7 protein-coding genes are annotated in these 7222 nt (G+C 72.4%); 1 reads left to right on the top strand and 6 read right to left on the bottom strand.

What is annotated here, in order from left to right:
* From PLP61_RS13060 to PLP61_RS13045, 4 genes are all read right to left on the bottom strand, one after another.
* On the bottom strand, positions 1-1901 hold a 1901-nt coding region (locus PLP61_RS13060), incomplete at its 3' end, for an arylsulfatase (RefSeq protein WP_324503170.1).
* 131 nt (positions 1902-2032) lie between these two features.
* On the bottom strand, positions 2033-2212 hold the full coding sequence (locus PLP61_RS13055; RefSeq protein ID WP_324503169.1) for a hypothetical protein: 180 nt from the start codon (positions 2210-2212) through the stop codon (positions 2033-2035).
* 58 nt (positions 2213-2270) lie between these two features.
* Positions 2271-4124 (bottom strand): hypothetical protein, encoded by a 1854-nt coding sequence (locus PLP61_RS13050; RefSeq protein ID WP_324503168.1) that lies wholly within the window; start codon positions 4122-4124, stop codon positions 2271-2273.
* A gap of 163 nt (positions 4125-4287) precedes the next feature.
* On the bottom strand, positions 4288-4899 hold the full coding sequence (locus PLP61_RS13045; protein WP_324503167.1) for a hypothetical protein: 612 nt from the start codon (positions 4897-4899) through the stop codon (positions 4288-4290).
* A gap of 243 nt (positions 4900-5142) precedes the next feature.
* Between PLP61_RS13045 and PLP61_RS13040 the strand changes: the two genes are divergently transcribed.
* Positions 5143-5271, top strand: a complete 129-nt coding sequence (locus PLP61_RS13040; RefSeq protein ID WP_324503165.1) for a hypothetical protein — start codon at positions 5143-5145, stop codon at positions 5269-5271.
* Here PLP61_RS13040 and PLP61_RS13035 read toward each other — a convergent pair.
* Both PLP61_RS13035 and PLP61_RS13030 read right to left on the bottom strand, forming a co-directional pair.
* Complete coding sequence (locus tag PLP61_RS13035) at positions 5268-6629, bottom strand: helix-turn-helix domain-containing protein (protein WP_324503164.1); 1362 nt, start codon at positions 6627-6629, stop codon at positions 5268-5270. The genes PLP61_RS13040 and PLP61_RS13035 overlap by 4 nt on opposite strands.
* Positions 6630-6729: 100 nt before the next feature.
* Positions 6730-7185, bottom strand: a complete 456-nt coding sequence (locus PLP61_RS13030) for an acyl-CoA dehydrogenase family protein (protein ID WP_324503171.1) — start codon at positions 7183-7185, stop codon at positions 6730-6732.
* Positions 7186-7222 lie beyond the last annotated feature (37 nt).

The following is a 7222-nucleotide window of genomic DNA, read 5'->3' as shown; positions in this document are numbered from 1 at the left end:
TCGGCGTCGGCCGAGTCGAGGTGCACCCCGGCCGAGATCGTGTAGGACCGTCCCGAGGTGCGCACGGCGGACTGCTCGGGAACGGCGGCGCAGTCGGGGTAGTACACGTACCGCTCGCGCACCGGTGCGCCGCTGGGCCGCTCGGCCAGGGTCTGCTCCAGCGCGGTCCGGTCGTCGAGCGGCAGTCCGTTGAACTGCTCGGCAAGCTCGAACCACCGGGCCACCATCGCCTGCACCCGTCCGGGCTCGGCGGCGGCGAGGTTCGTGGACTGCGACCGGTCGACCTCGACGTGGTAGAGCTCCCACACGTCCTGGTCGAACTTGCCCCAGCCGCTCAGCGGTGGGTGCACGGTGCAGGCGAGCCAGCCGTCCTCGTAGAGCGCCCGCTGGCCCAGCATCGCGTAGAACTGCGTCCGCTTCGCGGGCGCGGCCGGGTCGGTGAGCGAGGCTGCGAAGCTCTCGCCCTCGATCGGCCGCTGCGCGTAGCCGTTCAGCGTCGACGGAGGGGTGATCCCGAGCAGCTCGTAGATCGTCGGCACCACGTCGACGGCGTGCACGTACTGCGCCCTCGGCGTCTCCTGAGCCGGCACCTTGGCCGGCCAGGCGACCAGGCACATGTCGGCGATGCCGCCCTCGTAGCCAGCCCACCGCTTCCAGTAGGGGAACGGGGTGTCGAAGGCCCAGGCCCAGCCGGTGTTGTAGTGGTTGTACGACGTCGGGCTGCCCAGCTCGTCGATGTGCTGCAGGGTCAGGTCGGTCGGGGTGGGAACGCCGTTGAAGAAGCGCCACTCGTTGAAGGTGCCGTTGGGGCCGCCCTCGCCGCTCGCGCCGTTGTCGGAGACCACCACGATGATCGTGTTGTCCAGCTCGCCGGAGGACTCGAGGAAGTCGATCACGCGTCGGACCTGGTCGTCGGTGTACTCCACGTAGCCGGCGAACACCTCGGCCATGCGTGCGAAGAGGCGCTTCTCGTCGGTGCTCAGCGAGTCCCACGGACGGACCGTGTCGAGCAGCGGCCACGGCTGGCCGTCGGGACCCGTGGCCCCGGGCTCGCCGTGCGGGTTGATCCCCGACAGAGCGGTGTTCTCCGGCAGCAGCCCGAGCTCCTTCTGCCGGGCCAGGATGCCGTCCCGGATCGCCTCGTAGCCCTCGTCGAACACGCCCTGGTACTTGTCCGCCCACTCGGTGAACACATGGTGGGGGGCGTGCGCGGCGTCCAGGGAGAAGTACAGGAAGAACGGCTTCTCGGGGTCGACGACCTTGGCGTCGCGGATGAACGCGATCGCCTTGTCGGAGAGGTCCTTCGCGATGTGGTAGCCCTCCTCCGGGGTGGCCGGTTGGTCGACCGGGTGGTTGTCGTGCACGAGGTCGGGGTACCAGCAGCTCGACTCGCCACCGAGGAAGCCGTAGAAGCGCTCGAAGCCCCGTCCGAGCGGCCAGCGCTTCTTCCACGCGGCCATGCCGGTCTCCTCGCCCGGCGTGAGGTGCCACTTGCCCACGCAGTAGGTGTTGTAGCCGTGCTCCAGGAGCACCTCGGAGATGAACCCGTTCTCGAACGGGATCCGGGTGGAGATCCCGGGGAACCCCGAGCTGAACTCCGCGATCGTGGCCATGCCGTTGGAGGTGGCGTTCCGCCCGGTCAGCAGCGAGGCCCGCGTGGGGGAGCACAGCGCCGTGGTGTGGAAGTTCGAGTACCGCACGCCCATCTCGGCGATGCGGTTCATCGTGGGCGTGCGCACCGGCCCGCCGAAGCAGTCCATGGTGCCGTAGCCCACGTCGTCCCACACGATGAACAGCACGTTCGGGGACCCCGGTGCCGCCTTGGGCGCCAGGAACGGCTCCCAGTCGGGCTCTGAGTCCCTGATGTCGAGCGCGATCTTGCCCTTGAAGTCCGCAGCCACGTTGCGCCGTCCTTCCGGTGGTGGTCCACTCCCGTTGGGGTGTCCCACCCGAGCATGCTCCACCACCTCGGCCGACGCATCATCCTGTGCGGAGGAGCCCGTTCCCGGGCGGACCCGTCCCGGCCTGTTCGCTACGAGCCGAGCGCCTTGAACACGTCGTACACCATGAAGGCCGGCCAGAAGATGCCCTGCACGATCGCCCACAGGTACCACCAGAACCCGTCGGCCTGCTGCCAGAACCACACCCAGGCCCCGAAGATCCCCAGCCCGTAGAGTGCGCCGCCACCCGCGGCTCCCGCGTTGTTCGCCACGTCCGCCTCCTGTCGTCACCTCACGGGTCCACGGTAGACCCGATCGGCGTCGGTGGGCTCAGGGCTGGAAGTCGTCGTGGAGGGTCACCCGGGAGAGCTCGATCTCGCCTCCGGGCAGCTGCCAGTAGTGCAGCCGGCGGGCCTGCGGGCTCTTGACCTGGAGCGAGGCGCGCCAGCAGACGGCCCCGTCGGCCCGCCTCACGGACGGCGCTCCGCCGGCGTCGGACTCGCGCAGCTGGTGCAGCTCCCGCCCGGGCAGGTCCCGGGCGCGGCCGGTGACGATCTCGAACACCACGTCGGCGACCTTGTCGGCGCTGATGCCGTCGACCTTCTGCAGGCTGGTGAGGAAGTCCGGCCCGAGGGTGTAGACGCCCAGCGGCCTGCTGGCCTGCTCGGCCGGCGGGGTACGTCGGGCCCACGCCGTGAGCACGGCGTACCGGAACCCCTGCTCGGGGTCGGCGAACTCGGGGACGTCGGGGGCCGGTGCGGCGGCACCGCGGCGACCCACCTCCCGGCGCAGCCGGGAGCGGCTGGTGCGCAGCTCGTGCTCCAGGCGGGCCAGGTCGCGCGCCTGCTGGTCCCGCACGTGCTCGAGCAGGCCACGCTCGGAGACCAGCCCCTGCAGCTGCTCCTGGAGCCCGGCCACCACACGGCGTTGTTGGGCCAGCTCTGCCTTGAGCCCGTCGACGGTGCGGGTGAGCGTGGCGACTGCCGGTCCCGCACCGTTCGTGGTCTCCGCCGCTGGTGGCGGGACGGGTGGGGCGCTGCCCCCCCGCTCACGCCTGCGGTCGAGCAGCAGCGGGGTGGGCCGAGGTGGTCCCGTCGACTCGGGGACCACCGGCTCCGACGTGTCGACCGGTACCTCGGGCTCGGCCACCGGCTGGACCAGCAGCCCGGGCTCGGCCACCGGCTGGAGGAGCTCGGGCATCTGCGGCGCCGGCTCGGGCTCGGCCGACGCAGGCTCGGCCAGCCAGCCCGGCTCGGTCTCGACCAGCCAGGGCGGCCCGTCGGGTAGCAGGGCCGGCGCCGGTCGGGCGACCTCGTCGTCGTCGACGTCGAGCAGGCTCAGCCGCCAGTCGGGACCCAGGCCGGTCACCCGGGCGCGCACGACCTCTCCGGGGCTCATCAGCGAGCGCAGGTCGTCGAGGTCGTTGGAGGTGACCGCGGCCCGGGACACCTCGACCGTCACGCGGGGGTGCAGCCGCAGCCGAGCCCGGCCCGCCTCCACCTGGTGGACCTCGGCCAGCACCACCTCGCCGAGGGCGTACGCCGCGAGCTGGGCGGCCGGGTCGAGCAGCGACCCGATGAGGTCGAGGCGGCCCGTCCGGTCGTCCAGCACCCCCTGCACGGTGAGCCCGACCCGCAGCACGCGGTCCAGGGGCACCCCGGGGACGGTGAGCTCCTCGGCCACGGTGGCCAGAGACCGGCCGACCGAGACCATCGCCCGCTCCGGGACGGGGATGCCGGCCACCACCCCGTGGACCGGGCGCTTGGCCGGCGTGGGCGTCCGCCGCAGGAGGCCCGCGTCCGTGGCCATCCGCAGGGCGTCGGAGATGAGGTCCTCGGTGGCCCGGTCCCCCTCGGCCCGGTTGAAGGCGAGCCGGAGCGGGGAGCGGTGGGGGTCGGCCACCCACTCGTGCCCGACCGGGTAGACGCGGCCGGCACCGCCGTACACCTGGGTCAGCTCGGGCATCTCCCGGGAGAAGGTCCAGGTGTGCGGGCCCGTGGTGAGGAGGTACACCCGGGCGAGGTCGCCGACCTCGTCGACGATCCTGGCGGCGTCGATGAAAGGCTCGGCGCGGCCGGCCGGGACGGAGACGACCACCACGGGGGTGCGCCGGTCGGCGCCCGTGAGCAGCCGGGCCAGCGCCGTGGCCGCGTGGTGGTCGCCGACCCGCCTCAGCTCAGCCATCTCGCGTCCTGCCCCCCGTCTCTCGACGCGCGTCACGACGCGTCTCCCGACCCGGGCTCGGCCCGCGGTCCACGCCCGACTCTAGGCGTCCGCCCCGACACCCCGCCGACCCGTCGCAGTTTTCCCGCTGACCCGTCGCAGTGTGCCGGCAAACAGCGACGGGTCAGCGGGTGAGGGCGCGGGCCAGGTACCGCCGGCCGAGGCGGCGGGAGAGCACCACGGTGGCGACCATCAGCAGCACCGGGACCCACACGCTGCTCGGGTCGGGCAGGGTGAGGGCGGCGACGTCGCACAGCACGAAACACACGACCCACAGCCGCGTGGTGCGCACGTTCATGGCGTGGAAGGCCGGCGAGTCCCAGAGCTCGGGGACCACCGTGCGTCGGGTGAACTGCATGGTCCACGGCGTGCCGCTGACCAGGCTGAGCCCCGACTGGAGGGCCAGCAGGGTGTAGAACACCACGTCGAGGTTCTCGATCAGCAGCGTGCTGCCGAAGACGTCGTACACCACCAGGTTGGTCACCGCGAAGAGCAGCGCGAGCACGTCCAGGCTGGTGATCCCCTGTCCCCGGGCGAGGTGGTAGCCCACCACCGCCAGCGAGCCGACCACCGCCACCAGGACGCCCAGCGTGTACGCGTGCGCCAGCAGGATCGGCACCATCAGCAGCACCGGGACCAGCCCGGTGAACGCCTGCCACCAGTGGCCGGCCCGGACGCGCTCGAGCGCCTCCGCCTCCCCGCCACCAGCCATCTCCGGCATCAGCTCGTCGGCCACAGCCCCTCCTCGTGGTCGTCGACAACGACGGGCGTCCATGCCCACCAGCAGGAAGGATAGGAACCCGCGCCGGACACCGGAAGTGCCCTGCCGCGGGCAGGCTCCGGTGTCTCGTCTAGCGCGGTCCCGTGGCTGCAGTGGTTTGCAGTACGCCGGTCCACCCCTCGGCCCACCATGTTGCCAAGGTGTGGCCGACTGGTGTCACATCGAACCTGACACACCCTTTGCACAAAGGAGCACTCCATGTCCCGCATCATCGCCGCAGTGGTCGCCTCGGTCTGCATGCTCGCGCTGGCGACAGTCCCCGCTCCGGCCAACGCCGGCCCCGCCCGCCCCACCGTGCGCGGTGGCGGCGACTCGTGGTGCTGCTAGTCCGCGGTCAGGCTGAAGACCGGCCGGTCCTGGGTCGGCGCCAGCACCCGCGAGGCGCCCAGACAGGTCGCCGCCTGACGGAAGGCGGTTGCGGCCCGGCCCAGGTCACCGGCGGCGTGCATCGCCTCGCCCAGCTCGAACCACAGCTGCGCGGCGCCGCGGTCCGTTCCGACCAGCTCGAGGAGCGTGGTCGCGTCGCGGTACGCCGCGTCCCCCGGCGTACCCTCGGCCGCCTCGGCGAGGGCCTGCAGCACGCGCACCTCGGCGGCCAGCAGCACCTCCTGGTGGCACACGTCGGGTGAGATCGAGGCGAGCTCGGCCCGGGCCCGGTCGGGCGCGCCCTCGAGCAGGTGCAGCCGCGCCCGGACGACCTGCAGCCGGGCGTGGTCCACCGGGCTCGCCGCCGACCAGGCCAGCTCGGCGGTCGCCTGCTCCAGCAGGGCCCGCGCCTCCGCGAGGTCCGGCTCGGGGCTGCTGACGTGGAAGAGGGCCAGCTGCATCCGCAGCCGACCCAGGTTGCGGGTGCCGGCGCCGCTCTGCAGCACCAGCATCGCTCGGCTCGCCAGCCGCACCGCGGCGTCGAGGTTGCCGCTGTGCCGCTCGATGATGCTGGCGTTCCAGTACGCCGCGGCCTGCGACTCCGCCGAGCCCGACTCCTCGGCCACCGCGATCGCCCGGCGCGAGAGCCGGGTGGCGGTGCCGGTCTGGCCGGACTCGAAGTACGCCGCGGCGACGGTCACCACCAGGCGGATGTGGTCGGGGGTCCCGGCCAGCCCGAGGTCGGCGAGCACCTCGATGGCCCGTTCGCCGGCCTCGACAGCCTGGGTGAAGTCGCCGACCTCGCGGTAGCACCGGGAGAGCGCGATGCCGATGGTCGCGGCGGACTCGCCGTCCGCGGTGACCTCGTACAGGTCCTCCAGCTCGATGATGGCGGCGTGCACGTCCCCGCCGGCCTCCTGGGCCAGCGCGTGCACCAGCCGGGCCCGCCGCTCCAGGTCGGGCCAGGTGGCCAGCGCTCCCCGATCGAGCAGGTCCGCCGAGGTCCGCAGCGCTTCGTCGATGTCGCCGCCGGCCAGTGAGAGCTCGGCCCGGTCCAGGTCGTGGCGACGGGACAGCGCGACGTCCTCCTCCACCCCGGTCACCAGGTAGTCGACCGTCACGTCCAGACGCTCGGCGAGGGCGAGGAGCGTCTCCCGGCTGGGCTGGCGGGCACCGGACTCGATGCGGGACAGGAAGCCGACCGAGAAGTCGTCCCCGGCGAGGTCGGCCTGCGTCCAACCCTTGGCCGTCCGAGCGCTACGGACCCTGCGTCCCAGTCCCGCTGTCGCCGTGGTGGTCACGCTCGTCCGAGAAGCCACTTCTGCCGCCCCTTGCCGTCAGTTCCGGGATGCCGGTCAGACTACGGCTTCGCGACCCGTTTGCGGGAGGGTCTGCGCGACCTTCGTTCTGCTTTTCCTTTCAACGCAGCGGGTCGACCTCGCCGTACGCCCCCACTCCCGCGGCGAGCAGCCTCAGATGGTGGTCCCCGTCGCCGAGCAGGTGGTCCAGAGCAGTGAGGTGGCTGGTGTAGCTGCCGATGCTGTACTCCGCGGTCACCCCGATGCCGCCGTGGAGCTGGATGGCCTCCTGGCCGAGGTGCCGCCCGGCGCGGCTGGTCTGCAGGGCCGCGCGCGAGGCGGCCCCCGCGACCTCCTCGGCGGTCCCCTCCGCGAGCACCATCGTCGCCCACAGGACCAGGCTCCGGGTCAGCTCGAGGTCGACGTACAGGTCGGCCGCGCGGAAGGTCAGCGCCTGGAAGTGGTTGAGCGTGACCCCGAACTGGGTGCGGCTGGTGAGGTACGCCGTCGTCGTCCGCAACGCCTGCTCCATGGCCCCGACCGCTTGGCTGCACGCGGCAATGCGGGCAGCGTGCAGGGCGACGGAAGCGCGTTTCTGGGCGACATCCTGATGG

Source organism: Nocardioides sp., assembly GCF_035429765.1.
GTDB lineage: Bacteria > Actinomycetota > Actinomycetes > Propionibacteriales > Nocardioidaceae > Nocardioides.
Note: the sequence above shows the minus strand (reverse complement) of the source record. Positions and strands in the feature narration are given on the sequence as shown.

What these genes read in the sequence shown, in the direction of transcription:
- PLP61_RS13050 (WP_324503168.1), bottom strand. Translation starts at nt 4,124, where the DNA reads ATGGCTGAGCTGAGGCGGGTCGGCGACCACCACGCGGCCACGGCGCTG.
- PLP61_RS13040 (WP_324503165.1), top strand. Translation starts at nt 5,143, where the DNA reads ATGTCCCGCATCATCGCCGCAGTGGTCGCCTCGGTCTGCATGCTCGCG.